Source organism: Streptomyces sp. NPDC052109, from assembly GCF_040680195.1.
Lineage (GTDB): Bacteria > Actinomycetota > Actinomycetes > Streptomycetales > Streptomycetaceae > Streptomyces.
Genome location: NZ_JBFAWF010000018.1, coordinates 106,294 through 130,024 on the forward strand (window position 1 = coordinate 106,294; position 23,731 = coordinate 130,024).

Annotated in this window: 22 protein-coding genes and 1 tRNA gene; 2 read left to right on the top strand and 21 right to left on the bottom strand. The window is 69.9% G+C overall.

Annotation, left to right across the window (positions count from 1 at the left end; translation table 11 throughout):
• Positions 1–27: 27 nt before the first annotated feature.
• The 16 genes from AB0L59_RS30185 to AB0L59_RS30260 all read right to left on the bottom strand — a co-directional run bounded on the left by AB0L59_RS30185 (position 28) and on the right by AB0L59_RS30260 (position 11,531).
• Positions 28–4,035 carry a phage tail tape measure protein gene (locus tag AB0L59_RS30185; protein ID WP_365589759.1) on the bottom strand — a complete coding sequence of 1,336 codons (4,008 nt, stop codon included), beginning with the start codon at positions 4,033–4,035 and terminating at the stop codon, positions 28–30.
• Positions 4,036–4,038: 3 nt separating this feature from the next.
• Positions 4,039–4,491 (bottom strand): hypothetical protein, encoded by a 453-nt coding sequence (locus tag AB0L59_RS30190; RefSeq protein ID WP_365589761.1) that lies wholly within the window; start codon positions 4,489–4,491, stop codon positions 4,039–4,041.
• Positions 4,492–4,538: 47 nt separating this feature from the next.
• Positions 4,539–4,814 carry a hypothetical protein gene (locus tag AB0L59_RS30195; RefSeq protein WP_365589763.1) on the bottom strand — a complete coding sequence of 92 codons (276 nt, stop codon included), beginning with the start codon at positions 4,812–4,814 and terminating at the stop codon, positions 4,539–4,541.
• Between the two features lie 189 nt (positions 4,815–5,003).
• A complete protein-coding gene (locus AB0L59_RS30200; protein ID WP_365589764.1) occupies positions 5,004–6,074 on the bottom strand; it encodes a tyrosine-type recombinase/integrase in 1,071 nt (356 codons plus the stop codon).
• Positions 6,071–6,370: a hypothetical protein gene (locus tag AB0L59_RS30205; RefSeq protein ID WP_365589766.1), complete on the bottom strand. Its 300-nt coding sequence runs from the start codon at positions 6,368–6,370 to the stop codon at positions 6,071–6,073. The genes AB0L59_RS30200 and AB0L59_RS30205 overlap by 4 nt, the downstream gene beginning before the upstream one ends.
• A gap of 185 nt (positions 6,371–6,555) precedes the next feature.
• Complete coding sequence (locus AB0L59_RS30210) at positions 6,556–7,254, bottom strand: hypothetical protein (protein WP_365589768.1); 699 nt, start codon at positions 7,252–7,254, stop codon at positions 6,556–6,558.
• 80 nt (positions 7,255–7,334) lie between these two features.
• Positions 7,335–7,628 (bottom strand): WhiB family transcriptional regulator, encoded by a 294-nt coding sequence (locus AB0L59_RS30215; RefSeq protein WP_365589770.1) that lies wholly within the window; start codon positions 7,626–7,628, stop codon positions 7,335–7,337.
• On the bottom strand, positions 7,625–7,804 hold the full coding sequence (locus AB0L59_RS30220; RefSeq protein WP_365589771.1) for a hypothetical protein: 180 nt from the start codon (positions 7,802–7,804) through the stop codon (positions 7,625–7,627). The genes AB0L59_RS30215 and AB0L59_RS30220 overlap by 4 nt, the downstream gene beginning before the upstream one ends.
• Complete coding sequence (locus tag AB0L59_RS30225) at positions 7,801–8,040, bottom strand: hypothetical protein (protein ID WP_365589773.1); 240 nt, start codon at positions 8,038–8,040, stop codon at positions 7,801–7,803. The genes AB0L59_RS30220 and AB0L59_RS30225 overlap by 4 nt, the downstream gene beginning before the upstream one ends.
• Positions 8,041–8,140: 100 nt before the next feature.
• Positions 8,141–8,305, bottom strand: a complete 165-nt coding sequence (locus tag AB0L59_RS30230) for a hypothetical protein (RefSeq protein ID WP_365589775.1) — start codon at positions 8,303–8,305, stop codon at positions 8,141–8,143.
• A gap of 11 nt (positions 8,306–8,316) precedes the next feature.
• A complete protein-coding gene (locus tag AB0L59_RS30235; protein WP_365589777.1) occupies positions 8,317–8,685 on the bottom strand; it encodes a hypothetical protein in 369 nt (122 codons plus the stop codon).
• The gene (locus tag AB0L59_RS30240) at positions 8,682–8,948 is read right to left on the bottom strand and encodes a DUF6253 family protein (protein ID WP_365589779.1); all 267 of its coding nucleotides are present in this window, start codon (positions 8,946–8,948) and stop codon (positions 8,682–8,684) included. The genes AB0L59_RS30235 and AB0L59_RS30240 overlap by 4 nt, the downstream gene beginning before the upstream one ends.
• A 185-nt stretch (positions 8,949–9,133) precedes the next feature.
• Positions 9,134–10,309: an AAA family ATPase gene (locus AB0L59_RS30245; protein ID WP_365589781.1), complete on the bottom strand. Its 1,176-nt coding sequence runs from the start codon at positions 10,307–10,309 to the stop codon at positions 9,134–9,136.
• A complete protein-coding gene (locus tag AB0L59_RS30250) occupies positions 10,306–10,791 on the bottom strand; it encodes a hypothetical protein (protein ID WP_365589783.1) in 486 nt (161 codons plus the stop codon). Before AB0L59_RS30250 ends, AB0L59_RS30245 begins: the two co-directional genes overlap by 4 nt.
• Positions 10,792–10,949: 158 nt before the next feature.
• The gene (locus tag AB0L59_RS30255; protein WP_365589785.1) at positions 10,950–11,201 is read right to left on the bottom strand and encodes a hypothetical protein; all 252 of its coding nucleotides are present in this window, start codon (positions 11,199–11,201) and stop codon (positions 10,950–10,952) included.
• A gap of 135 nt (positions 11,202–11,336) precedes the next feature.
• Positions 11,337–11,531: a helix-turn-helix domain-containing protein gene (locus tag AB0L59_RS30260; protein WP_365589787.1), complete on the bottom strand. Its 195-nt coding sequence runs from the start codon at positions 11,529–11,531 to the stop codon at positions 11,337–11,339.
• A gap of 154 nt (positions 11,532–11,685) precedes the next feature.
• Here AB0L59_RS30260 and AB0L59_RS30265 point away from each other — a divergent pair, with 154 nt between their 5' ends.
• Positions 11,686–12,339: a hypothetical protein gene (locus AB0L59_RS30265; RefSeq protein WP_365589789.1), complete on the top strand. Its 654-nt coding sequence runs from the start codon at positions 11,686–11,688 to the stop codon at positions 12,337–12,339.
• A gap of 29 nt (positions 12,340–12,368) precedes the next feature.
• Positions 12,369–13,649 carry a site-specific integrase gene (locus AB0L59_RS30270; protein ID WP_365589791.1) on the top strand — a complete coding sequence of 427 codons (1,281 nt, stop codon included), beginning with the start codon at positions 12,369–12,371 and terminating at the stop codon, positions 13,647–13,649.
• A gap of 105 nt (positions 13,650–13,754) precedes the next feature.
• On the opposite strand, the gene AB0L59_RS30275 is transcribed toward AB0L59_RS30270, so the two are convergent.
• From AB0L59_RS30275 to topA, 5 genes are all read right to left on the bottom strand, one after another.
• A tRNA-Thr gene (locus tag AB0L59_RS30275) sits at positions 13,755–13,831 on the bottom strand.
• Between the two features lie 108 nt (positions 13,832–13,939).
• A complete protein-coding gene (locus AB0L59_RS30280; protein ID WP_365589793.1) occupies positions 13,940–15,544 on the bottom strand; it encodes an alpha/beta hydrolase in 1,605 nt (534 codons plus the stop codon).
• 132 nt (positions 15,545–15,676) lie between these two features.
• On the bottom strand, positions 15,677–16,882 hold the full coding sequence (locus tag AB0L59_RS30285; RefSeq protein WP_365589795.1) for a DNA polymerase III subunit delta': 1,206 nt from the start codon (positions 16,880–16,882) through the stop codon (positions 15,677–15,679).
• 184 nt (positions 16,883–17,066) lie between these two features.
• Positions 17,067–20,465 carry a dTMP kinase gene (gene tmk, locus AB0L59_RS30290; RefSeq protein ID WP_365589797.1) on the bottom strand — a complete coding sequence of 1,133 codons (3,399 nt, stop codon included), beginning with the start codon at positions 20,463–20,465 and terminating at the stop codon, positions 17,067–17,069.
• A gap of 287 nt (positions 20,466–20,752) precedes the next feature.
• Positions 20,753–23,587 carry a type I DNA topoisomerase gene (gene topA, locus AB0L59_RS30295; RefSeq protein WP_365589799.1) on the bottom strand — a complete coding sequence of 945 codons (2,835 nt, stop codon included), beginning with the start codon at positions 23,585–23,587 and terminating at the stop codon, positions 20,753–20,755.
• Positions 23,588–23,731: the final 144 nt, after the last annotated feature.

Here is a 23,731-nt window from a genome sequence, read left to right on the forward strand (position 1 = left end):
GTCACCGCGGGGGCCTTCAGGCTGCGCCTACCTTCCGCGTGGCGGCGCGAACGTTGCCTCAACAGATCCGGTAGCCCGGACCGCCTTTCGCAGCTGAGCAACAAGGAACTGGGTGTACTCGCTGCTGTCACCCGCCCTGATCTCCAGAACGAGTACCTGCTTCTGCTGCGCCGGCGGGCTCGCCGCGGCGGCGGTGTGGGCGGTTCGCTGGGTGGTGAGCATCGACGCCCACGGCGTCTGTACCATCCGCTGACTGTCGGGGTTGCTCCACACCCGCGACCCGGCGGGCAGGTCCAGGAGTTCGGGGCCTTGCTCGCCGACCCACGTGAGTGAGGAGCGGAGGCCACCCGCCGCGGCCATGCCGACGATGCCGCCCGTGGCCTTGTGGCCGAGGGCCCGCTGAAGCAGCTTCTCCATGCTCTTGGCCAGGTTGGCCATGGCGGTTTCGAGCTTTTTCTGCTGGTCGGTGAGCGTCTTGACGTACCGCTCCTGCGCCTGGATCGCCTTGTCGTACACCGCGGACGCCGTGGTCTTGCCTGCCGATCCGGCAGCGGACTCGATCTGCGACTGCGTCGCGTTGATCGTGGACACCTCGGACGAACTGGCTTGCAGCAGCGCGCCCGCAGTCTCCAAGCCGCCGCCGTCGATGCCGGCTTCGGCGACCTGCTGGATGATGCTGGCGGAGAACCCCTTCGCCTTGAGCTGCTTCAATGCGTTGGCGAACGCGATCACCTTGTCGCGGCTCATCGTCATCTGGGTCTTGACCGCGTTCAGCGTGAGCGTGCCGCCGTCGGTGCCGCCCGCGGCCTTGGTGATGTTCGCCGAGCTGATGAGGCTGGACTTCACGTTGTCGGACAGCTGCGACGCGGCGTCCTTCAGGCTGTTGAGTTTGTCCTTCGCTGAGGACAGTGATGCGGTGACCTTGGTCAGCTGCTTCTCGTAGTTGATCAGGGACTTGCCGACGCTGTTGAGGTGCTTCAGCAGGCTCGACTCGGTCTTCCCGGAGAAAGCGGCCCGGATCTTGCCCGCCGCGTCGTTCAGGCTGGAGACCAGCGCGTTGATGTCGTCCGGCGCGCCAAGATTGCGCTCGAACGGGGTCCTCTTGTACCCGGCGATATGACCGAAGGAACTGATGCCGAAGTCGCTGTTCAGCTGGTTGCGGGCGTCTTTCTCGGCCTGCGTCAGGCCGCCCCGTGCAAAGTGACCCAGCTTGTCCTTGTTGATCAGCTGTAGCAGCGGCAGGTACTTCCGGGTCGACCGCGCGTTGACCACGAACTCCGTGTCGCTGATCATGCCTCGGGCGCCGGACTCGAAGAACGCCAAGATGTCGTCCGACGTGCCCGTACCCGGCCCGCGGACAAGACCGTTCGGGGCGTACTGAACGTCTCCACCGTCGGCGTAGCGAGGCATGAGACCACCGTGCGCAGCACCCGGCATGCCGGGGAGCTGCGGTCCGGAATGGGCTCCGCCCTGCTGCACCGTCTTGTAGTAGTGGGTCGTGTAGACACCGATACCGATGGTCTTGTCATGCAGTGCGTCGACGGCGCCCTGGACGTTTCTGATCGCCGACAGGGCAGCCCCGGTGACAGCCGTGACCTTCACGCTGCCGTTCTTCAAATGCGTGACCTTGAACCCGAAGTTCTCCAGCACGGTCTCGGCGGACTTCGACAGCGTCGTCAGCGTCACCGACTTGGCCTTCGGACTCCGCTTCACCGCCGCGTTGAACGAGTCCAGATCCTTCACGGCTTGCTGGTCGCTGATCTGTAGCTGCAACTTCTTCGCAGCCGGGAAGTTCAGCAGCTGATCAGCAAGCTTCTTCGCCTGAGTCGCGTTGTCGCCCATGGCTCGGGCGTTGTCGATGAGGCTCTTCCGACCCTGCTGATAGACCTTGTCGATCTGGTCCGCAGCAAAGTGCTGCTTGCTCATCTTGTCGACGTAGTCTTCGGTCTTCGCTGCGAGATCAGACAGCACCGACCGGTTTTTCCGGCCTGCATCGGTGGTGATGTCGAGGGTCTTCCCGTTCTCCTTCACGGCCTTCGACGCGTCAGACATGGCCTGGTAGAACGCCGTGTCGGCGTCATACGCCGCCCGATGGACCTGGTTGAGCGCCATGATGGACTGTTCGAGGCCCTTCGCGGACTGCGCCTCCCCATTGAGCGCCTTCTGCGTCGACACGGCGGCGTCACCGAACAGGCCCATGCTGGCCGCGGTCAGCTTCGACTCGACCGCGCTGTCCTTCGACGCGTTGGTGAAGTCCTTCAGGTACTTCGTCGGGATGTGGACGCCCTGCTTCGCCAGCATCGCCAACGCCTGCGTCGCGGTGTCCACGCCCTTGGACTGCGCGATCTGCCCGATCGCCTTCCCAAGATCCCGGTAGTCGTTCGCCGCAGCCTTCGCCGACGACGCCGACGAGGACCACGTCGCACCAGGGTGCGAGAACGTGTACTTGAACTTGTCCCACGCCGACGCCGTGTCGTCAGTGTCCTTGACGAGGCCCTGCTGCGCCTTCCGCAGGTCATCGATGACAGAACTGTTGACGCGGCCCTTGTCGAGGCCCGTCTCGATCGACCGCGCCAGGTCGTCGATGCTGACCCTCGCCTCTTTACTGCTGCTGGACAGCTTGTAAACGCCGAGAGCGAGCAGCGCGAGCCCCGTCACGATCACGCTGGCTTTGCCGACCGCGCCCATCTCCGCAAACGCCGCTCTGAGGCCAGCCACGCCCTTACCGGCCGCAAGGAACGCGTCCTTCATGAGCATTGCGCGTAGTGCGACCGTCTCGAACACACCCTGAATGGCGGCGACGCCCTTGACTGCGCCGTTCCATACGAGCGTCGCGGCGGCAGCAACCTTCATCGCGGCGGACACCGCGACCGTCGCGGCGAGCAGCCCAGCCAGGCCAGCCGCCGCGGCCACGGCAGCGCTCTTGTGGGCGAGGAGCAGGGACACGAAGCTTTGCAGGGGCGGGATCAACTTCTCACCCATGCTGATCATCAGGGCGTCGAAGCTGGACTGCAGATCTTTCATCTTGGCTGCGAACGTCTTCTGCGTATCCGCGAACGCTTGGCCGGCGTTCTTCGCGCCGCGGATCACGGCGGGATACTTCGACTCCACCTTCTCGAACTCGCTGACCAGCATGTTGATGCCCTGGCCAGCCTTCTTACCGAACAGGTCAGTGATGACCTGTCCCTCTTCCTTGCTCGTCACACCGGCGGCCCTCATCCGGCCCACCAAATCCTTCAGAGCAGCGTTCAAGCCGCCCTTCTGCATGTCCTGCGCGAGGTCGTCCTGAGCGAGCCCGAGCTTGGACAGCTCATCTTTGGCCGTGGCCACCGGGTGGGCGAGGCCTTGCACCATCATCCGGAGCTCGGTGCCCGCCTTCGCGCCGCGGATGTTGTTGTCACCGAACACCGCGAGGGCTGCGCCGACGTCGGTGATGCTGAGGCCGAAGCCCTTCACAGTGGCCAGCATGCCCGTGCCGAACGCGTCGGCAAGGTCCTGCATCTTCATATCACCGGAGCCGACGGTGGCGTTGAGCGCGCCCATCGCCTTGTCCATATTTTCGACGCCGGGAATTCCGGACGCGACGGCGGCCGTCAACGCGTTGGTGACGTCGACGAGGTCGGCGTGACCGACGGTGGCGCCCTTCGCCGCGGTCTCCACCAGCTTCAAAGCCTTCGCCCCGGAGATACCCGTCGACTCGAAGTTGGACTCCACGTGGTACAGCGACTCGGCGAGGCTGTCGGGGGCCTGGCCGACTTTCCCGGCGAGGGCCAGGACGCCCTTCTTCAACCCGGCGATCTTGTCCTGTGACACGCCTGCCTGCGTGTGCAGCAGGGCCATGCTCGCGTCGAACTTCGACGCCATCTTCACGCTCTCGGCACCGATGGCCACCAGCCCGGCTGCGCCGATCATCGCCGTCTTGTGGAAGGCCGCCATTGCCTTGCTGGAGCCTTCCACCTGCGCATTCAGGCGCGCCATCGTGGGTGATGCGAGATCCTTCGCGGAGACGAGGATTTCAACGACGTTCGCGGACACGGCTCACCCCACCCCGCCGGCCACAGCCGCCAGCCCCTGGCCCCGCTGCCCTTCATGGAGCAGAACCGCCGCACAGAGCGGGCACAGAGCCGACAGGACCACCCACGGCGCCAGCTCGACCGCCACCGGCCGCAGCAGCGTCGGCTCGACAGCCGCCCGGCAACGCTGGCAAGCCGCCCCCATGCCGCCCGCTGCCCGCCCCTGCGCGATCTCGCCCGCAGCATCGGTCACGTGGCAGTCCAGGCAGCGGCCATAGCCCTCGGAGGCGTACAAAAAGCCGCTGCCGGACCCGTGTACGAGGTGCTTGCAGCGGGTCACGTCGCCAGTCGCCAGCCGCTCGGCCAGACCATCGACCCATGGCGAGTCGCCGGCGGTGTAGTCGGTGACGACTAGAGCCTTCACGCCGTCAGGGGCGGTACGGGCGAAGCTGTCGACCAGGCGACGCCTGGCATCCATGCGGGCCGCTGACGCCCTCCCAGGCCGCAGACGGCCCACGCGGCGCCTCACCGGGCGTCGCCGTTCTCCGAGGCCGTCACAGCGGCGAGAACGCCCACGGAGTCGTGACCTATCAGCCGCAGCCGCAGGTCGCTGACCGTGGCCTTGAACCCGGGAGTCTGGCGCCAGCGGCGCACCGTGGACGGGTCGACGTCCAGGGCACGGCCCGCGATTGTGGAAGAGCTACCAAGTGCGAGCAGGACCGCGGCCCGCTCTTTGCGCGACACCTTCGGGGACAGAGGCAGAACAAGCGGCGCATCAGCGTGCGCGTTCACGTTTCCCATATACAGATTTTACTGGTCAACGCAACTCTGACCGTGATTCCTCCTGTCGAAGGTCGTGCACGCCGGACGAAGTGCACGCACTGGTGGGGTAGCGCCGGAAATGCACGCATGACTCGCCACCTGTGGGAATACAACAAGGCCCCCAGCCGAAGCCAGGGGCCCTTGCCCGCCGATCAGGAACGCGGCACCTCACGCGTCGGTGCGGTCCGCCAGACGCTCAGCCATCGCCGCCGCCACCTTGTACGCCGGATGCCCGTCCAGACGCCCACGACGCCGGTTGTAGCGCTGCGTCGTCCTCGGATCCCGGTGCCCGGCAGCGTCCTGCACCTCGTGCAGCGGCACACCGTTGTCCAAGGCGTCAGTGATGAACCCGTGCCGCAGAGCGTGCGGTTTGATGCTGTCCGCCTGCGGCAGATCCGCCCGGCGCGCCAGCACCCGCAAATGCTTCCATACCTCCGGCTCTGACCAGCGACGCCCGCTGCTGGTGACGAACAGCGGTCCCTTGGTCCGGCCGTCGAGGTAGGTGAGCAGCGCGTCCAGGGCGAGCGGAGGCACGGGAACCGCCTGCACCCGGCCGCCCTTGCGGCGCAGCGGCAGTGTTCTGTGTCCGCGGTCGTAGCCGAGCTGTTCGACGTCCAGGGCGAGCACCTCGTCGACGCGTGGCCCGAGGAGATACAGCAGCGCGACCAACGCATACGAGCGGGGGGCGTGTTCACGCGCGGCCTCGAGCAGCCGGGCCGTCTCGTCCGGGGTGAGCCCCTGAGTGCTGGAGTGGTCCGGGTCGATGTCCGGGCGGGCCACGGCCGCGAATGGGTCGGCAGGCACGGCACCGAGACGTGCGGCGTACGTGTAGAAGCTCCCAGCGGCCGAGAGAGCCTGAGCCCTGCCCGAGGGAGACAGCGGCTTGCCCACCGGCGCGGTCTCGCCGCGCCGGCCGCCCTTTACCCGCACCAAGGTTGGCGCGGTCTCGAGGTGCCGGGAGTAGGCGTCAGCGAGCGGCAGCGTCGCCTTGAGGGGGTGGACACCAGCAGATCGGGCGTACGCCTCCCAGCCGCGGAACCGGCGGACATACGCCCTCCGAGTGTTCGCGGACCGCTGCCGAGCAACCCACGCCCCCGCCAGGTCGGGCAACGGGTCGTCGCCGTAGATGCCGGCCAACTCGTCACGGAAGGCTCGGGCCTCGTCGGGCCAGTCGTCGCGGGGGTCGTGCCGGAAGGGAACGACGTCACTCGCCGGGGGCTGTACCTGCAGTTCGGTCACCGGTAGCCCTCCGCCTTCAGCCAGCGGGCCACGGCCTGCTGATCCTGCCGCGCCTTGTAGCGGACACCTTCCGGCGAATCGGGGTTGAGAAGGATGACGTTGGCGCGCGTGCGCACCCACTCGTCGAAGTCGTTCGCCTCGTCGGCGGTCAGCTTCCGCACGCCGCCCTTCCAGCGCGCCTCGATGGCGTTCGTGCGAGTGGCCGGACGGCCTTCGCGCTCGCCGAGGTCTTCGAGCCAGTAGTCGAGGAGTCGCTCAACGGTGGCAGTGTCTTCGGCCGGAGTCGGCTCGGTCATACTCAACCCCCAAAGTAGTGGATAACCGAGATTATCCAATATGGCTGCCGTGTCTGTCAGTTCATCGCTGCAACAACTCGGCACGCCACCCCGCCCGCGGCGCGTGCACCCAACACAGCACCGAAACGCGAGACGCCCAGCCCTCCCCGCAGGAAGAACCGGGCGCCCTCGCAACCAGCACACCGCTACACCGCAGACCTCAACGGAGGCAGCGCCGGGAACTCCACCCGCTCGACGGTCGGCAGCCCCGACAGCAGCCCGTCCTCCCGGTCCTCCGGCACCACACGGCCGCAGTTGTACTCCAGCACCCCCACCATGTAGTTCGGCTGCGGCAGTCGCGCCTCCGCCACCCGATGCGCCAGGCACGCCAGCACCGCACCAGACCCAGCCGACTGGAACAGCTGCCCGCGCACCTTCACCGCCGCCCCTGAGAACGACTGCCCGCCACCCGACTCGCCGTTCAGGTCCAGCCCCCGCCCGACCAACACGTCCGCGTGCCGCTCCACCAGCACGTCATACGCCTCCGCCTGCCGCATGAGGTCGACGAGCGCCCGCTGCGCCGCCTCCGCTGCCGCCTCCAGCTGGACACGCGCCGCCTTCAGCTCTTTCCCGGCCGCCGCGATGTCCTTCCCGGCCACCTTCTCCAGCTCCTCTCGCGAGGCCGCCGCACGCTCCGCCGCGACCTGCTCCGCATGCGCCTGCCGGAGCTCAGCCGCGTTCGCCCGAGTCTGCGCCACCCGCCGCAGCGCCGCCGTCAGCTCCGTCGCCTTCACCGTGCTGGTCGGCGACTCCATCAGCGCCGCCTCCGCCTCAGTCCGGCCGCGCTGCGCCTCGGTCACCTCGGCCTCAGCCGCCGCCACCATCTCCGCCGTGATCTCTACCATGACCGTTACTCCTTGATCCGCTCTACCGGTAACCGAATGGACAGACGTCCACCCAGGTCAATCGCTCCTCGAGGCCGCGCCTACGAGGCCGCCGCCAACCCCTCCCCCGACCGACGCCGCAGAGACTGCCGCTCCCGCGTCGTCGTCCCACCCCAGACGCCCACCAACTCAGGCCGCTCGAGCGCGAACAGCGCACACGGGTCCACATACACGCAGCCCGCGCACAACACCCGCGCCTGCCTCGGCCGCAGCCCTTCCGCGAAGAACGCCTCCGGGTCATCCCGGCACTGCAGCCGCTCGCGCGCGTCCCACACGAACTCCGGGATGCCGAGCGCCACCAACGGGCCCGAGAACACGCGCTGCTGCCCGCTCACTCGCCGCCCTCATTCACGCGGAAGTTCAGCACCAGCACCGCCACACCCGCCGCCGCGAAGCCGGCCGTCGAGCACCAGGTGAACGCCGACACAGCCAGCAACCCCAGGCCCGCAGCGTCGAACAGGTGCGACCGCACCCCACCCACCAACCGCAGCAGCTGCCGCCCGCGCGTCACTCGCAGTCCTGCCCACGCCGGGAACGCTCCGCCGCCTCCGCGACCCGTCTCCGCACATCCGACCCGCCACGCCCGGCCTGCGATGCCGTCAACGCCTCGCCGTCCACCAGCTCCATGCCAGCCCCGCCCGCCGCCGACTGCTGGTGCTGAGCCAGCTTCACGACCGCCCAGAGCACGGCGACCGCCACGACAGCGACCGACGCGACGACCACCGCCACCAACCCGTAACCGTTCATCGAACCCTTCCTTCCGAACTCACCAGCGCACCGCCTGACCAACGCACCGCCCCATCAACACAACCCGCCACACCAGAGACCGTTTGAAAGCCCAACTGACTCACGCCGCTCCAGTGTCCACCGCCCCCGCCGCGTACCGGGGCCGCCGGGCAACCCGCTGCCGCCGGCGCGCCGCGTACCGGTTCGGGCGGCCCTGGATGAGGTAGGCCAGCCATGCCGCGGCCGATGCGCCCTGCAGTGCCAGCTGCGCGAGGTGAAGGTTCATCGGGGTTGCTCCTAGCTCGGGTTGGCCGGCCGCCGGTCGACGGCCGGTGTTTCGGGGGTGAGGGCGGCGAGGCCCTCGGTTATGCGGCGTGCCTCGGCGATGTCGTCCGGGGAGGGGCGCACCGCGGCGAGTACGACGCTGGCGCCGTCGAGGGTGCGGCCGGTGCGGAGGACGGCGAGGCAGGCCGCGATGTAGCCGACCGGGCCCGCCTTCTCCTCGTCGGTGAGTGGGTGCCGGGCCTGGTTGGCGAGGCGCTGCGCATGCCGGGCGGCGAGGCCGTGCTGCCGGGCCTCGGCGAGCTCCTGCCGGCGCCGCTTGTTCGCAGCGTCGCGAGCCGCAGCTGCGGCAATGCGCTCGCGTATGACGTCCTCGACGTTCACGGCGCCGCCTTGCGAGGGCTGGCAAGAGAGAGCTGACGGAGGAAGAAGGGCTCCCACTCGTTGTCAGTCATGTACCGGTAGAAGTTCGGAACGCCGCTGGCGACGGCGGTCTGCCCGTTGGCGTTGATGTAGTGGCCGACGAGGCGGCCGTCGTCGCCCACGGTCCAAGCGAGCAGCGGCCGTGCGTGGAATCGGGTGGTGCCGTCCTCGGCGATTCCGGTGAACACGGCAACGTGGCCGGCAGCGGAGATGAGATCGGGCATTTGGGTCCTCCTGTTGCTCTCGGGCCTCACGGTTCCCCTCCTCTAAGAGGAGGGGGGAACGTGAGGGGCCCTGGCCGTGAGGGTCTGTGAGGTACGGCGTGAAGCTGTGACCTGCGGGTTTGGTTTCTGCGTGAGGGTCCGTGAGGGGTGCGTGAGGGTCTGCTCCTGAGGGGGGTGCGTGAGGGTCACCGTGAGGCTCCGCGAGACCCCTCAGCTGCTGCCGGATACCAGCGCGCCGGATCGTTCGGGGTGGTCGAGTTGACCTTGACGAGCAGCTTCTGAGAGACGAGCTTGTCCAGCTTCCGTCGGGCCTTCTCCCGCTGAGCCGGGGTCGGCTTCTTCGTCTCGAACAGGGCTTCGGCAGCGGCAGCCGCGGTAAGCCCGTGCACGCCACCGATGCGCGCCATCTCCACCAGGTCGGCGCTGTGCCGCACGGTGGTGACGCCGCTCTGGTGGTCATGGATGAGTTGCAGGGGGCCGACCTCATCCATCGGCTGCTTCAAGTGCCGGAACGAGACGACTGGATCACCAGGCTCGCCCCACAGCAGGACGACGGACCCGGCGCCCGCAGTGATCCAGACGGATCCGTAGACGTCGTTGATGGTGTTGGGCTCGCCGCCGTTCGCGCCGGCCTTCTTCACGTGGTGGTTCTCCAGCACCTGAATGCCTTCGGAGAGCGCCTTCTGCCGTGCGCGGTTGTAGCCGGCGCCCACCTGGTCGTCGGAGATACCGAGGGCGCCGTCTTTGATGGAGTCGACGAGGACGGTGTCGGCCCCTGCCTTGTCGCACATGGCTGCGAGAATGTCGGTTCGCTTCGCCAAGTCGTATGGGGGCGGGCCTTCCCACACGACGAGGTGTTCGTTGAGGTACTCCTCGTCGTCGGCGCCGAAGATGCGTCGGCCAGCCCGGCGGAACTGGGCGGGCCGGTCCATGGCGAGGATCAGGCACTTCTTCCCCGGCTGTACTGGAAGGCCGAGAACCGTGTCCTGTAGGCCAAGTCGAGCCCGGACGAGCTGCGATGCGATCGTGGTCTTCCCCACGCCCTGCGGGCCCGCGAGGACCAGCGCCTCACCCTCGGCCCACAGCACCTCGGAGCCATTGCCCCAGACCGCGGGGGGCGTTTCCAGAGCCTGCAGGAAGAACGAACCCCCAGGCTTGAAGGCCTTCGGCAGCGCATCCTGCTCCGGCGCGTTCTCCGCTACCGCGTGCGCGTCCGAGACAGCCCGCACGTCCGCAGCCCACGAGGGCTGGCCAGCACCCGGCTGACACTCAACGTGCTGGCACGGCATGAACTGAGCGTGCCTTTCGCAGCGAGGCCGGTCGCCCGTGAGGTGCGCCATCAGCTCGAAGGTCTCGGTCACGCCGCCGCCTCCGCCCGCTGAACGTCGACCTGGCGGCCGTTGACGAGGTGGCGGTACCAGCCCGGCCGGCCCGGGATCGCGACCGGCGGCCACCCTGCGGTCGCCTGTACCGGGTGCGCCGGTTTCGGCTTGGCCAGGGCGTCCAACTCGGCGATCGTCTTCCTGCTCGCGAGCGGCGCGTGAGTAGCTGATGCCTCCCTGAACCAGGTCAGCAGCTCGTCGCTGCAGTACTTGCGCCACAAGTCGGCCGCCTCGATCACCGACATGTCGTCGTGACCGTGGCGGCGCCACAGTTCAGCGGCCGTGATCATCGCCGCCGCCTTGTGCGGGTCAGCCCCGGGCAGTTGCTGCCACTTCGGCGAGCCGTATGCCGGCGTGGGGGTCTCGTCCTCACCGAGCAGTTCCGTGACGCGGGCGGAGGCCCATAGCGCCACCGCGTCCAGGGTTTCGCCACGCGAGGGGGCGGGGCGGGGTTCGTTCACTTCGTGTCCTTGCCGAGGGGCGGCCGTTGGGCGGACGGCCTGTGGACTGGGGGAAGCTGCTGCGGGGCGGTGGGTGGCGGAACCGCCCGAGGCTCACGGGCCCGGACCCCGCCCGACCACAGAGGCCGAGCAGAGTCGACGGGGACCGGAGCAGTGGGTCACGCGCGGGCCGGGTAGCTGAACTCCGCGCGCACCCACGCGATGGCGCCGGCGGCGATCTGCGCGGCCTTCTCCGGCGTGTAATAGCCGGGCAGCGTCTTCCGCATGGCCTCGTCGACCGCGCCAGGCAGGACGGCGATGATCTCCCCGGCGTCGAAGGTGTCGACCGGGCCGGGCTGCTCGGGGATGTACGGCAGCGCGCGACGGGTCGGTGTGGTGTCGAGGGCCGGGGTGTGCGTAACCTTGGACATGACGTCCTCTCCTTCGTTGTGAGTGAGGAGCCCTCGGTCGCTGTAGGAGGTGAGCCGGGGGCTTCGTCGTGTGGGGCGTCTGGCCCTCACGCTTCGTCGGTGCTCGTAACACCGGCGCCTACGTGAGGGCCGCTTTCATGCGGCGCTCTCGCCGTTCTGCTCGCGGTCGAGCCGCTGCACGTACTCGCGCAGGGCGTCCGCGGGAACTCGTCGAGCGCGGCCGATCTTCACGCTGCGCAGCTCGCCGCTCTTGATGAGCGCCTTGGCCGTGGTGAGACCCACGCCGAGCTGCTCGGCGACCTCGTCAGTGGGGTACAGGATCCGGGTCATGCAAGACTCCCGAGTAGGTGGCGGCGAGTACTTGTCGCCGCTTGCTCACTCACACAGTAGAGAGTCGCTGACGGTCGCGCAAGTACGCGTAGCCACCTACTCACGCGCGTGGCTCCACTTGCTCACCGCGTGGCGGAGGTGCCATGCTCCGCGCATGGACTTCCACATCGACCAATGGGCCATCGACGTGGCCCCGTGGGGTTGGCTACGACTTCGCGAGTCTTCGGGCGAGGGGCCGACGGTCTACCTGCACTACGAAAGCGCAGGCCAAGAAGGGCAGGAGCGTCTCGACCTACAAGCCGTAGTGATGCGCTCGGGCGAGAACGAAGCACTCAGCGGACGCGTATGGCGTCGCATCCCCTTCTCCGAGGTCGAGCGTTTCCTGACCTTCAGCCTCCTCAGCCCTCAGGCAGGCCTGCCCGAGTCGATGCAACGCAGCTTCCAGCAGGCCCGCACCGTGTTCTTCGGCGGTACCCCAGAAGCCGCGCCGCCCTCCCTCGACACGTTGGAGGACTTCTTCGACGCCACCGCTGAGCTGACGCCGATCCACATGAGTCCGCAAAGCAGCGGGATGCTGGTCACTGATGAGGGGCGACTGCCGGAGATCAAGCCGCCACAGGGACGAATCAGCGATGAGTTCCTTCAGGACGTCGCAGACGCCTACCGCAAACTCACTGACATGAGCAAGCCGCCTGCGCCAGCGATTGCCGAGCTCTCCGGGGCGCCGGTGCGAACGGTTCACCGGTGGATCTACGAGGCCCGTAAGCGGGGCATCCTTCCGCCTGCGCGGCCGGGGCGCGCCGGGTGAGCGGCCGTCGGGCCAACGGCGAGTCCTCCGTGTACTTCTCCGAGGCTGACGGTAAGTGGCACGGCTGGGTAACGGTCGGCGTGAAGCCGAACGGTGCCCCAGACCGCCGGCACCGGATGGGTTCGGATGAGGATGTAGTACGCGCAAAGGTGCGCCAGCTGGAGCGCGAACGGGACGCGGGCAGAACGAAGAAGGCTGGTCGCCCGCCGACCGTCGAGCAGTGGCTGACCACCTGGATGGACACGGCCTGCGCCCGCAAGGTGGCCGACGGGACCATGAGCCCGCGGACCCTCGACGACTACCGCTCGAAGTGCCGGCTGTACTTGTTCCCCGGGATTGGGAAGCACCGCGTCGACAAGCTCGCCGCCGAGCACCTCGACGCTCTGTACCTCCGCATGATCAAGCAGGGGTTGTCGTCCGGCACTGTGCTGAAGACGCACCGGATCATCGCTCGCGCGCTGAAGGTGGCCATGCAGCGGGACATCGTGGCGCGGAACGTCGCTACCCTCGTCGAACCGCCGCAGGCCGCCGAAGAGGAGATCGAGCCCTTCAATCAGGCGGAGGCCCGCGCCCTCCTCGCCGAGGCTGCCGAGCGCCGCAACGGCGCCCGTTGGTCCGTTGCCCTCGCGCTCGGACTGCGGCAGGGTGAGGCGTTGGGGCTGCGCTGGAAGTACATCGACCTTGAGAACGGGGTCGCGAAGATCTGGTGGCAGCTACAGCGGCTGACGTGGCAGCACGGCTGCGAGGATCCGCACGCCTGCGGTGCAGCCCACCACCGAAAGGCGTGCCGGAAGAACTGCACCACTCACAAGCACTACAAGCGCGGGTGCCCGAAGCCGTGCCCGAAGGGCTGCAGGGACCACGCGAAGGCATGCCCGCAGCGCACGGGCGGCGGCCTGGTCTTCCGGGAACCGAAGGGCAAGAACAAGCGGCTAGCCCCCATTCCGCCGCCGCTGGTCCCACTCCTGAAGGCGCACCGCAAGGAGCAGTTGCGCGAGCGTCTGGCGGCTGGCGAGCTCTGGGAGGAGAACGACCTCGTGTTCTGCCAGCCCAACGGAAAGCCGATTGACCCGCGCATGGACTGGGAGGAGTTCAAGGACATCCTCGAAGCCGCGGGCCTGCGAGACGCGCGGGTGCACGACAACCGGCACACCGCGGGGACGCTGCTGATCGAGGCGGGCGTCTCCCCTCGCGTCGTGATGGAGATCCTCGGGCACAGCTCCATGCGGATGATGACCCGGTACACGCACGTGGCCTCGGTCCTCGCGAACGATGCGGCGAAGCGGATGGGGGATGCGCTGTGGGGGTGATCGGGATTCGATCGCATGTACGACACGGATCGGTAACCGCAACTTGCGTTGCAACTAGGCCAGAAACAGAACAGCGGCTTCCCAAGGGAAACCGCTGGTCAGAGATGGAGCCGCCTTCGGGATTCGAACCCGAGACCTACGCATTACGAGTGCGTTGCTCTGGCCATCTGAGCTAAGGCGGCGCGCCGTCCGCACTATGGTGCGATCGGCAACGTCGGTAAGTCTACACAGTTTCGGGGAGTGCTCAGACCATGCCCCGGAAGCGAGGGCTCCGGGGCGGCCGGCAGGGGCTATGAGCAGCGCTTTCCCTCGCTCGGCGGGGTGCCGCGGAGCAGGTAGTCGTTGATCGCCGTGTCGATGCAGGTGCTGCCGCGGCCGTAGGCGGTGTGGCCGTCGCCAACGTACGTCAGCAGGTGCCCCGAGGAGAGCTGGTGGGCCAGGGACTGCGCCCAGCGGTAGGGGGTCGCCGGGTCACGTGTGGTGCCGACCACCACGATCGGCGCCGCACCCTCGGCCTGGATGCGGTGCGGCTTACCCGTGGCCTTCACCGGCCAGTACGCGCAGTTCAGCGAGGACCAGGCCAGCACCGCACCGAACACCGGGGAAGCCTTCTCGAAGGCGGGCAGCTCCTTCTCCACCTGGTCGGGGCCGGTGAAGGCCGAGGGCAGGTCCAGGCAGTTCACGGCGGCGTTGGCCATCATCAGGTTGCTGTAGTGGCCGTTCGCGTCCCGCTCGTAGTAGGTGTCGGACAGTGCGAGCAGACCCGCGCCGTCGTTCTTCTTCATCGCCGAGGTCAGCGCCTCGCGCAGCTGCTCCCACGTGCTCTGGTCGTACATCGCCGCGATCACCCCGGTCGTGGCCAGCGACTCACCGAGCTTGCGGCCGTCCGCGTCGCCCGTCGGGATGGAGTGCGCGTCCAGCTTCCGGAAAAACGCCTGGAGGTGGTCGCCGACCTGCGCCGGTGTCGTGCCCCTGCCGCCGAGCGGGCAGTCGGAGTGCTGTACACAGTCCTTCGCGAACGCCTGGAACGCCGTCTCGAAGCCGGCCGTCTGGCCCAGGTTCAACTTCAGGGAGTCCAGGGAGGGGTCCATCGCGCCGTCCAGGACCATTCGGCCGACCCGGTCGGGAAACAGGCCGGCGTACGTCGCCCCCAGAAACGTGCCGTACGAGGCCCCCAGGTAGTTCAGTTTCGGATCACCCAGCACCGCCCGCACGATGTCCATGTCCCGCGCAGCCTCGACGGTGGAGACGTGCCGCAGCAGCCGCGCCGAGTGCGCCCCGCAGCTCTCGTCGAACTTCCGGTCCGCCGCGGCCAGCGCGTCCCGCTCCCTCTGGTTGTCCGGCGTCAGGTCCGTCTCCGTGAACGCGTCCATCTCGCGGCCGTCCAGGCACTCGATGGGCTCACTGCGGCCCACGCCCCGCGGATCCACCGCGACCATGTCGTAGCGGGCGCGGACCTCGGCCGGGTAGCCGACGCCCGCGTACTGCTGGAGGTAGGCCACCGCCGAGCCTCCGGGGCCGCCCGGGTTGACCAGCAGCGAACCGAGCGGCCTGCCCTTGCCGGTGGCCTTCTTGCGGGCGACGGCGAGCCGGACGTCGCCCGAGCCCGGCTTGGCGTAGTCCAGTGGAACCTTGATCGTCGCGCACTGGAAACCGGCCACACCGCAGCTGCGCCAGTGCAGCTCCTGCGTGTAGTACGACGACAGCGCCGACGGCGTCGCTCGCGGCAGCGCGGCCAGCACCGCGTCCGCCGCACCGCCCGCCGATGTGCTCGAGCTCCCCGGGGAGCAGGCGGACACGAGCAGAGCGGCGGCCGCGACAAGGGCGGCCGTGAGGCGCGCCGTCGTCCGGGTGCGGGCGTTCTGGTTCCGGCGGAGGGATGGCCTGGTGTGCATCCAGCGAGCGTAACGCTGTGCGATGACTCCGGCGCGGAGGGTGTGGATTATGGCTCGTACGAGGGACATATGTGCCTCCGAGGAGTGCTGGAGGACAGTCGGGGGGACAGGCGGCGGCCCTCGGGGTGAGAGTCAGCCCGCCCGCAGCGCCATCGTCATCGCCTCCACCGCCAGCAGCGGAGCCACGTTGCGGTCGAGGGCCTCGCGGCACCCGGCGATCGCCTCGATGCGGCGGAGCGTGGATTCCGGGGTGCTGCCACGCGCCAGCCGCTCCAGGGCGTCCTCGGCATCGGCGTTGGCGATCGCCACGCGGGAGCCGAGCTGGAGGGCGAGGACGTCGCGGTAGAAAGCGGTGAGGTCGCCCAGAGCGATGTCCAAGCTGTCACGCTGCGTTCGGGTTCTGCGGCGCTTCTGCATGTCCTCGAGGTCCTTCATCACGCCCGCCGTGCCGCGCGGCAGCCGGCCGCCCTGGGCCGCGCCCAGCGCCGCCTTCAGCTCCTCGGCCTCCTTGCCGTCCATCTCCTCGGCGAGCTGTCTGGAGTCCTCGGCCGCCGCGTCGACCAGTTCCTGGGCGGCCTTGAGGCAGGCGCCGACCTCGTCCAGCCGCAGCGGGAGCTTGAGCACGGCCGCGCGCCGCTCCCGGGCCGCCGGATCGGTGGCCAGGCGCCGTGCCCGGTCGACGTGCCCCTGGGTGGCGCGCGCGGCGGCCACCGCGACCTCGGGTGCGATGCCGTCGCGCCGGACGAGCATGTCGGCGACCGCGTCCACGGACGGTGTGCGCAGGTTCAGGTGGCGGCAGCGGGAGCGGATCGTCGGCAGGACGTCCTCGACGGAGGGCGCGCACAGCAGCCAGACCGTGCGGGGGGCCGGCTCCTCGACGGCCTTGAGGACCGCGTTGGCCGACTTCTCGTTCAACCGCTCGGCGTCCTCGACCAGGATGATCTGCCAGCGGCCGTTCGCCGGGGAGGTGAACGACTTGCGGACCGTGTCCCGCATGTCCCTCACCAGGATCTCGGAGCCCACGGCCGCCACCGAGGTGACGTCCGCGTGCGTACCGAGCAGCGCGGTGTGGCAGCCGTCGCAGAAGCCGCAGCCGGGGGACCCGCCCAGGGCACGGTCGGGGCTCACGCACTGCAGGGCCGCGGCGAAGGCCCTGGCCGCCTGGTTCCGGCCCGCGCCGGGCGGGCCCGTGAACAGCCAGGCGTGCGTCATCTTCGAGGCCTCGGGCAGCGGCTCGTCGGCCGCGGCGGCCGTGACGAGGGCGTCGGCGTCCCGCGCGGCCGCGTCGAGCACCGCGCTCAGCTTCTCCTGCCCGACGAGGTCGTCCCACACGGTCATGGGTCACGCCGCCCTTCCGTCACACTCCGCGTTGCTTGCATCCATTGTGCGGGCGGGCACTGACAACGGGGTCCGGCCGGCGTTTCGCCGCTCCCGGCCGGACCTCGGCGACGGTACGGAAAGGCGAGGGCGGCGCCGACCATGCTCCGATCGGCGCCGCCCGGCGCCTGGTCCACGGGGAGCGTCAGCCGCGCCGGCCCCGGCCCCTGCGGCCCTGCTCCTCGTCGCGGTCGCCGTACTCCCGCTCGTCGTACGACCCCAGCAGCTCGTCCGCCAGGGACGGCAGGTCGTCGAGCGGGGTCTCCTCGGCCCAGTCGGGCCGCGGCCGGCGCCGAGGCGTGCCGTCGGCGTCGACCTGGGGCATCTCACGCGTGCGGTCCTCGGAGCCGTCGGGACCGGCGGCGGGCCGCTCGTCCCGGAAGAAACCGGGCGGCACCCGGTCCGCCGGGGCGTCACCCTGCACGGGCGGCAGTACGGCGGTCTCATCCGCCGCACCCGGAACCCGGGGCAGCACCGCGGTCTCATCCGCCGCACCCGGAGCCACCGGCGGCAGTACCGCCGTCTCATCCGCCGCACCCGGAACCCGGGGCAGCACCGCGGTCTCATCGGCCGCAGCGCCCGGAGCCGGCGGCTGTGGCAGCTCGGCCGTCACCTCGGCGTCCGTGTCGGGCCGGGCCGTCCGCGCGGCACGGTCGTCCCGCGCGGCCTTCGCCCCCGCCGCCCCGGCCTCGTCGCGCACAGGACGCAGCACCGTCGTCTCGTCCGTGCCCGCCCCGCGCGTGCCCGGCTCGCCCGCTCCGGGCGGGACGACCGGCGTCGGGACCGTCTCCTCGGTACCGCGTGCGTCCGGCGACACCACCGGAGTGGGAACCGTCGCCGCGTCCGCAACCACGCCCGGCGCGGTCGGCAGGGGCGTGCCGGGACGCCGCGCCGCCGTGTCGGCCGCCGCGGCCGCCTCGGCCGCCTGCCTCCGGGCCTCCTCGGCGCGCAGCAACGCCTCCTCGGCCTTGCGCTGCTTCTCCAGGCGCCGAGCGTCCTGCTCGGCTCGCAACCGGGCCTGCCGGGCCTCTTCCTCGGCGCGCAGCCGGGCCTCCTCCTCGGCCTGCTTGCGGCGCCGCTCCTCCTCGGCCCTGCGGCGGGCCTCCTCCTCGGCGCGTGCCTTCTCCTCCGCGAGGAGGCGCTGCCGCTCCTCCTCCGCACGCCGGGCCGATTCCGCCGCCCGCTGCCGGGCCTCCTCGGCCTGCCGTTCGGCCTCGCGGCGCTGCGCCTCCTCCAGCTCGCGGCGCTTGCGCTCCTCTTCCTCGGCGCGCAACCGGGCCAGCTCCTCCTGGCGCTCACGCTCCAGGCGCTCTTCCTCGGCCTTGCGCGCGGCTTCTTCCTCGGCCCTGCGGCGGGCCTCCTCCTCCGCCTTCTTCCGCGCCTCCGCCTGGGCCTTGATCTCGGCGTCGGAGAGCGGCAGCACGGTGTCGAGCCGGTGCCGGATGACGGCGGTGACGGCCTCGGACTCCTGGCCCGCGTCCACGACCAGGTAGCGGCCGGGGTCGGCGGCGGCCAGCGTGAGGAAACCGGACCGCACGCGCGCGTGGAACTCCGCGGGTTCCGACTCCAGCCGGTCCGGTGCCTCGGTGAACCTCTCGCGGGCGGTCTCCGGGGAGACGTCCAGCAGGACGGTCAGGTGCGGCACGAGCCCGTTGGTCGCCCAGCGGTTGATGCGGGCGATCTCGGTCGGGGACAGATCGCGGCCGGCGCCTTGGTAGGCGACGGACGAGTCGATGTAGCGGTCGGAGATGACCACCGCGCCGCGCTCCAGGGCGGGGCGTACGACGGTGTCGACGTGCTCCGCCCGGTCGGCGGCGTAGAGCAGCGCCTCCGCGCGGTGGGACAGGCCCGCCGAGGAGACGTCCAGCAGGATCGAGCGCAGCCGCTTGCCGACGGGCGTGGCCCCCGGCTCGCGGGTGAGCACGACCTCGTGGCCCTTGGCGCGGATCCACTCGGCGAGGGCCTCGGCCTGGGTGGACTTGCCGGCCCCGTCGCCGCCCTCCAGGGCGATGAAGAAACCGTTTGCCGCGGGCGTCTCGACCGGGTCGTCGCCGCCCAGCAGCGCGTCCCTGAGGTCCTGGCGCAGCGGGATGCCGGAGCGGTCGTCGACCTTGGCGAGCACCAGCGCAGCCACCGGCAGCAGCAGCGCGCCGACCAGCATCAGCGTGAAGGAGGCGCCGCCGTGCGCGAAGACGAACTTGCCGTTCTCCAGCCGGTGCCGGCCGATGAGCCCGGCGACCACGGGCGCGATCAGCACGCAGAGCGCTATGAAGACCCGGACGACCGCGTGCAGGTGCTCGGTGACGCGCGCCCGGCGGTAGTCCTCGGTCTCCTGGTCGAGCAGGGCGTGCCCGGTGTTCGCGGCGACGCCCGCGGTGACGCCGGCCAGCGTGACGATCAGCAGCACCGTGGTGACGTCCGGGACCAGCCCTGCGGCCAGCAGGGCGATACCGGTGAAGGCGATCGCGAGGGCGAGCAGCCGGCGGCGCGAGAGCGAGGGCAGCAGCGAGGGGGCCGTACGGATGCCGACGGCGACACCGCCGGTCAGGCCCAGCACCAGCAGGCCGTACAGGACCGGGCCGCCGCCCAGGTCGGTGGCGTGCAGCACGCACACCGAGACGGCCGCGGCGATGGCTCCGGCGACCGCTGCGCAGGCCGGGACGAGCAGCGGGATCGCTCCTGTGCGGCCCTTGTCGACGCCGTTGCCGGTGCGCGGGCGGCGCAGCCCCTCCAGCGGGGACCGGGCGCGCGGGGTGCGCACCTCGGGCAGCTCCAGGAAGGTCAGCAGGGACAGGGAGGCGGCGAACAGACCGGCCGCCACGTAGGAGGCGAGGGCCCCCTGGTGCTGGTCGAACCAGGCCACGCCGGTACCCAGCAGGTTGTTGAGCAGGGCGGCCACGACCAGCGCGGCGGCCGCCAGCGGGACGGCCAGGAAGTTCGTGCGCAGCGACAGACGGCGCAGGGCGTCCATGTGGTCCGGCAGCGGCCGTACGGTGGCGCCCTCCGGGGGCGGGCCGGGCAGCAGGGCCGGGGCGGCGCTCTCCCGGCACACCGTCCACAGCCGCTCGGCGACGCCGGTGACGAAGGCGGTGACCAGCAGCACGGCCAGCGCGTTGTCCGGGGTCCAGTCGATCCACAGGGGTGCGACGATCAGCAGCGCGGCGCGCACGCCGTCGGCGCCGACCATGGTCCAGCGGCGGTCGAGCGGGCCGTCCTGGGCGGTGAGGGTGGTCAGCGGGCCGAGGAGGACCGCACCGAACAGCAGCGTGGCGAGGACGCGGGCCGCGAAGGCCGCCGCCACTGCGAACGCCACTCCCCGGTATCCACCGCCGAACGCGCCCTGCGAAATCGCCGCCTGCAGAGCGAGGACGACCAGGACGAGGAGTGCGAGGCTGTCGCCGACACCACTCACCAGCTGCGCGCTCCACAGGCGCCGCAGCTGCGGTCGGCGCAGGAGGGAACGGACGGCGCGCTCGCGGGAGTCCGCGACCAGGGCGTCGTCCGGGGCTGTGGTGGGGGCCGTTGGCTGCTCGGCTCGCGTCATGCGTTCAGCCTATCCGCAGCCACCGACACCACACGTCGCCTCTCCTGGCATGCGCACGTCCCGACACCAAAGTGATGCCGGGACGTTCACATCGCGAAGCCGAGGAAGCGACGAACACCGCCGCGGCCTCTCCGTGCCGGAAGCCGGGGCCCGCACCGGAAGCCGGGGCCCATGACAGCAGCCGGACGGCTTCCGTACCGGACGCCTGACGGCGGCTCCCTGACAGCGATCCACCGGTGCTGTCGGACCTCCAGGCCGAGGACCCGGTCAGCCGTCCGGCGGAGGTGTCAGTCCTCCGAGCCGGAAGCCGTCGCCTTGGCGGCCGCGGCCTTCTTGGCGGTCGTCTTCTTCGCCGTGGTCTTCTTCGCGGCGGCGGCCGTCGTCTTCTTCGCCGCCGTCTTCTTGGCAGCCGTCTTCTTCGCCGGGGCCGTCTTCTTGGCCACGGCCTTCTTCGCGGTCTTCTTGGCGGGGCCCTTCGCGCGCTTCTCGGCGAGCAGCTCGAAGCCGCGCTCCGGGGTGATCGCCTCCACGCTGTCGCCGGAGCGCAGGGTCGCGTTGGTCTCGCCGTCGGTGACATACGGCCCGAAGCGGCCGTCCTTGACCACGACCGGCTTGCCGGAGACCGGGTCCTCGCCCAGCTCCTTCAGCGGCGGCTTGGCGGCGGCCCGACCGCGCTGCTTGGGCTGGGCGTAGATCGCCTGGGCCTCCTCCAGCGTGATCGTGAAGAGCTGGTCCTCGGTCTGCAGCGAACGCGAGTCCGTGCCCTTCTTCAGATACGGGCCGTAGCGGCCGTTCTGCGCGGTGATCTCCTGGCCGTCGGCGTCGGTGCCGACGATGCGCGGCAGCGACATCAGCTTCAGCGCGTCGTCGAGCGTCACCGTGTCCAGCGACATCGACTTGAACAGCGACGCCGTGCGGGGCTTGACCGCGTTCTTGCCGGTCTTCGGGGTGCCCTCGGGGAGCACCTCGGTGACGTACGGGCCGTAGCGGCCGGCCTTGGCGACGATCTCGTGGCCGGTGGCCGGGTCCGTGCCCAGCTCGAAGTCGCCGCTGGGCTTGGCCAGCAGCTCCTCGGCCAGCTCGACGCTCAGCTCGTCCGGCGCCAGGTCGTCCGGGATGTCGGCGCGCTGGTGCTGCTCGGTGTCCTTTTCGCCCCGCTCGATGTAAGGGCCGTAACGACCGACACGGAGAACGATGTCGTTGCCCACCGGGAACGACGACACCTCACGCGCGTCGATCGCACCCAGGTCGGTCACCAGCTCCTTGAGGCCGCCGAGGTGGTCCCCGTCGCCGTTGCCGGCGTCGGCCGCGGCGCCGGCGACGTTGCCCTCACCGAAGTAGAAGCGCTTCAGCCACGGCACGGCCTTGGCCTCGCCGGCCGCGATGCGGTCGAGGTCGTCCTCCATCTTGGCGGTGAAGTCGTAGTCGACGAGCCGCCCGAAGTGCTTCTCCAGGAGGTTGACCACGGCAAAGGACAGGAAGGACGGGACGAGTGCCGTGCCCTTCTTGAACACGTAGCCACGGTCGAGGATCGTGCCGATGATCGACGCGTACGTCGACGGGCGGCCGATCTCGCGCTCTTCCAGCTCCTTGACCAGGGAGGCCTCGGTGTAGCGGGCCGGGGGCTTGGTGGCGTGGCCGTCGACCGTGATCTCCTCGGCGGACAGCGCGTCGCCCTCGGCGACCTGCGGCAGCCGGCGCTCGCGGTCGTCGAGCTCGGCGTTCGGGTCGTCGGCACCCTCGACGTAGGCCTTCAGGAAGCCGTGGAAGGTGATCGTCTTGCCGGAGGCGCTGAATTCGACGTCCCGGCCGTCGGAAGCGGTGCCGCCGATCCGCACGGTCACGCTGTTGCCGGTCGCGTCCTTCATCTGGGAGGCGACGGTCCGCTTCCAGATCAGCTCGTAGAGCTTGAACTGGTCGCCGGTCAGGCCGGTCTCTGCGGGCGTGCGGAAACGATCACCCGAGGGACGGATCGCCTCGTGCGCCTCCTGCGCGTTCTTGACCTTGGCGGCGTAGGTGCGCGGCTGCGGCGGCAGGTAGTCGGCGCCGTACAACTGTGTGACCTGGGCGCGGGCGGCCGCGATCGCGGTGTCGCTCAGCGTCGTGGAGTCCGTACGCATGTACGTGATGAAGCCGTTCTCGTACAGCTTCTGCGCGACCTGCATGGTCGCCTTCGCGCCGAAGCCGAGCTTGCGACTGGCCTCCTGCTGCAGCGTCGTCGTACGGAACGGGGCGTACGGCGAGCGGCGGTACGGCTTGGACTCGACGGAGCGCACGGAGAAGCGGGTGTCCTCCAGCGCGGCGGCCAGGGCGCGGGCGGTCGCCTCGTCGAGGTGGAGGGTGTTCTCGCTCTTGATCCGTCCCAGGGAGTCGAAGTCGCGGCCCTGCGCGACGCGCCTGCCGTCGACGGTCTGCAGGCGGGCGACCAGCGACGACGGGTCCGACGGGTCTCCCGCTCGGCCGGTCGCGAAGGTGCCCGTCAGGTCCCAGTACTCGGCGGAACGGAACGCGATGCGCTCGCGTTCCCGCTCCACGACGAGACGCGTGGCGACGGACTGGACACGGCCGGCCGACAGACGCGGCATGACCTTCTTCCACAGGACCGGCGAGACCTCGTAGCCGTAGAGGCGGTCGAGGATGCGGCGGGTCTCCTGGGCGTCGACCAGCTTCTGGTTGAGCTGGCGCGGGTTGGCGACGGCCTCGCGGATCGCGTCCTTGGTGATCTCGTGGAACACCATCCGCTTGACCGGGATCTTCGGCTTGAGGACCTCCTGGAGGTGCCAGGCGATCGCCTCGCCCTCCCGGTCCTCATCGGTGGCGAGGAACAGCTCGTCGGAGTCCTTCAGCAGATCCTTGAGCTTCTTGACCTGGGCCTTCTTGTCGGCGTTGATCACATAGATCGGCTGGAAGTCATGGTCGACGTCCACACCGAGCCGGCGGACCTCGCCCGTGTACTTCTCGGGCACCTCCGCGGCGCCGTTGGGGAGGTCGCGGATGTGCCCGACGCTCGCTTCGACGACGTAGCCGGGGCCGAGGTAGCCCTTGATCGTCTTCGCCTTGGCAGGCGACTCGACGATGACGAGTCGGCGGCCGCCCTGTGCGGTCTCGCTGGTCGGGGACAACTTCGCTCTTCTCTCCGGTCGACGCTGGGGCCTCCCCAGGGGCTTCCTCCCGGGGTCGCGGCGTGCTGGCACGTGTGACGCTGCGGAGTGTGACGGTACATCCCGCCCCCGTGTCAAACGGGAAAAGCCCACAACGGCCACTCG

Bases quoted from the DNA above. Each gene is read 5' to 3' on its own strand.
- AB0L59_RS30190 (WP_365589761.1), bottom strand. From the start codon at position 4,491: ATGGATGCCAGGCGTCGCCTGGTCGACAGCTTCGCCCGTACCGCCCCT.
- AB0L59_RS30195 (WP_365589763.1), bottom strand. From the start codon at position 4,814: ATGGGAAACGTGAACGCGCACGCTGATGCGCCGCTTGTTCTGCCTCTG.
- AB0L59_RS30205 (WP_365589766.1), bottom strand. From the start codon at position 6,370: ATGACCGAGCCGACTCCGGCCGAAGACACTGCCACCGTTGAGCGACTC.
- AB0L59_RS30210 (WP_365589768.1), bottom strand. From the start codon at position 7,254: ATGGTAGAGATCACGGCGGAGATGGTGGCGGCGGCTGAGGCCGAGGTG.
- AB0L59_RS30225 (WP_365589773.1), bottom strand. From the start codon at position 8,040: ATGAACGGTTACGGGTTGGTGGCGGTGGTCGTCGCGTCGGTCGCTGTC.
- AB0L59_RS30230 (WP_365589775.1), bottom strand. From the start codon at position 8,305: ATGAACCTTCACCTCGCGCAGCTGGCACTGCAGGGCGCATCGGCCGCG.
- AB0L59_RS30240 (WP_365589779.1), bottom strand. From the start codon at position 8,948: ATGCCCGATCTCATCTCCGCTGCCGGCCACGTTGCCGTGTTCACCGGA.
- AB0L59_RS30255 (WP_365589785.1), bottom strand. From the start codon at position 11,201: ATGTCCAAGGTTACGCACACCCCGGCCCTCGACACCACACCGACCCGT.
- AB0L59_RS30260 (WP_365589787.1), bottom strand. From the start codon at position 11,531: ATGACCCGGATCCTGTACCCCACTGACGAGGTCGCCGAGCAGCTCGGC.
- AB0L59_RS30265 (WP_365589789.1), top strand. From the start codon at position 11,686: ATGGACTTCCACATCGACCAATGGGCCATCGACGTGGCCCCGTGGGGT.
- AB0L59_RS30280 (WP_365589793.1), bottom strand. From the start codon at position 15,544: ATGCACACCAGGCCATCCCTCCGCCGGAACCAGAACGCCCGCACCCGG.
- AB0L59_RS30285 (WP_365589795.1), bottom strand. From the start codon at position 16,882: ATGACCGTGTGGGACGACCTCGTCGGGCAGGAGAAGCTGAGCGCGGTG.
- tmk (WP_365589797.1), bottom strand. From the start codon at position 20,465: ATGACGCGAGCCGAGCAGCCAACGGCCCCCACCACAGCCCCGGACGAC.